The following is a 1805-nucleotide window of genomic DNA, read 5'->3' on the forward strand; positions in this document are numbered from 1 at the left end:
CGGATGTCCGGAGGTGTCGCTGCGCTCACCTCCGGCTACTGGCTTTGACCCCGTTCGGGGTAGGCCTGCGAATTCAGTATCCCGGGGGACATCGATCGTATAACGGCAGCTTTTGCCAGCTCATTTAGATTCTCTCCCTCTGGGAGAGACGGCGTTTGCGCAGCAAGCAAACGCCAGAGAGGGTTCATGCCGCAAAAGTCTTGGCGCCTTCCGCTACGATCAAATCCGTCACTTATACAATCGACGTTCCCTGCGGTGTGGCGCCGATCGGCGCGAAGCGTATCTGTACTGTAGATTCCAGCGAGGGCAATCAATTGATATTGACCGGATAGAGCGCACTCCTCGTTGCTTTTCAAGCAATAGCGATTTGCGTTTCCAGCAAAGGAATTGCTGACCAATTCCTTTCACGTCCCGAGCCTTGGAACGAGTCCATTCAAACCGGATCTGACACGCAACAGAGGTGCAGACACCAACGCCCGCTGCGCGAGCGTTGCGTCGCCGAAACCCACTACGCAATGATGTCGTGGACGACTTTACCGTGGACGTCGGTCAGTCGAAAATCGCGGCCGGCGTAGCGGTACGTCAGCCGTTCATGATCGAATCCCAGCAGGTGCAAGATGGTGGCATGCAGATCGTGAACATGCACTCGGTCCTCGACCGCCTGGAAACCGAACTCATCGGTCGCGCCGTGCACGTGGCCTCCTTTCACTCCGCCACCGGCCAACCACATCGTGAAGCCATAATGATTGTGATCGCGGCCACTGTTGGTTCCGGCATTGGCACCCGGTTTGGGCAGTTCGACCGTCGGCGTGCGTCCGAATTCGCCGCCCCAGACCACCAGGGTGTCGTCCAACAACGAGCGTTGCTTTAGATCTCGCAACAAGGCGCCGATCGCTTGAGAGCACTCGCCGGCGAGTCGACGATGGTTGTCTTCGATCTTGTCGTGACTATCCCAGGGCTGTCCCGCGCCGTGCCAGAGCTGGATGTACCGCACGCCCCGTTCGACCAATCGTCGGGCGATCAAGATCTGCCTGGCCTGGATCGAATCACCATACATGTCGCGAATGGATTGGGGTTCGCTGCTGATGTCAAAGGCATCGGTCGCCTCGATCTGCATCCGGTAGGCAAGCTCGAAACTTTGCACGCGTGATTCCAACTCGGCATCCTGCTGGCGAGCCTGTTGGTGACGCTCGTTCAGCTTTTGCAACAGGTCCAGTTGCCGACGCTGTTCGTCGCGGGGCAGACCGGCTGCGTTGCGGATGTTCGCGAGCAGCTTTTCGATTTCCTGGTGTTTGCTGTCGATGTACGTCGCCTGATACGCACCGGGAAGAAATCCGGCTTGCCAGTTTTCGGCACCCTTGATCGGATAACCGCTGGGGCACATTGAGATGAAGCCCGGCAAGTTTTGGTTTTCGCTGCCCAGTCCGTACGTGACCCACGATCCGACCGAGGGACGCACCAACTGGCCGTTGCCGCAGTTCATCAGCATCAACGAGGGTTCATGATTGGGCACGTCGGCGTGCATGGATCGCACCACGCAAACCTCGTCGATCATCTCGCCCACGTGCGAAAACAACTCGCTGACTTCGATCCCGCTTTCGCCGTACTTTTTGAACTTGAATGGCGATCGATAGGCGGCCCCGGTTTCACGTTCGGTGCGCAGATTCAACGGAATTGATTTGCCGTGGTACTCCTCGAGCGCCGGCTTGGGATCAAACGTGTCGACTTGCGACGGACCACCGTTGAGGAACAAGTGAATCACCGCTTTGGCTTTTGGTGCAAAGTGCGGCGTCTTGGGAGCCATC

Annotated in this window: 1 protein-coding gene; it reads right to left on the bottom strand. The window is 57.8% G+C overall.

The features are described from left to right. Positions 1-508: 508 nt before the first annotated feature. A partial coding sequence (locus ABX749_RS31645) for a DUF1501 domain-containing protein (protein WP_372899547.1) occupies positions 509-1805 on the bottom strand: 1297 nt, incomplete at its 5' end.

The sequence above is a fragment of the Stieleria sp. genome, from assembly GCF_041595215.1.
In the GTDB taxonomy this organism is placed as follows: Bacteria; Planctomycetota; Planctomycetia; order Pirellulales; family Pirellulaceae; genus Stieleria; species Stieleria magnilauensis.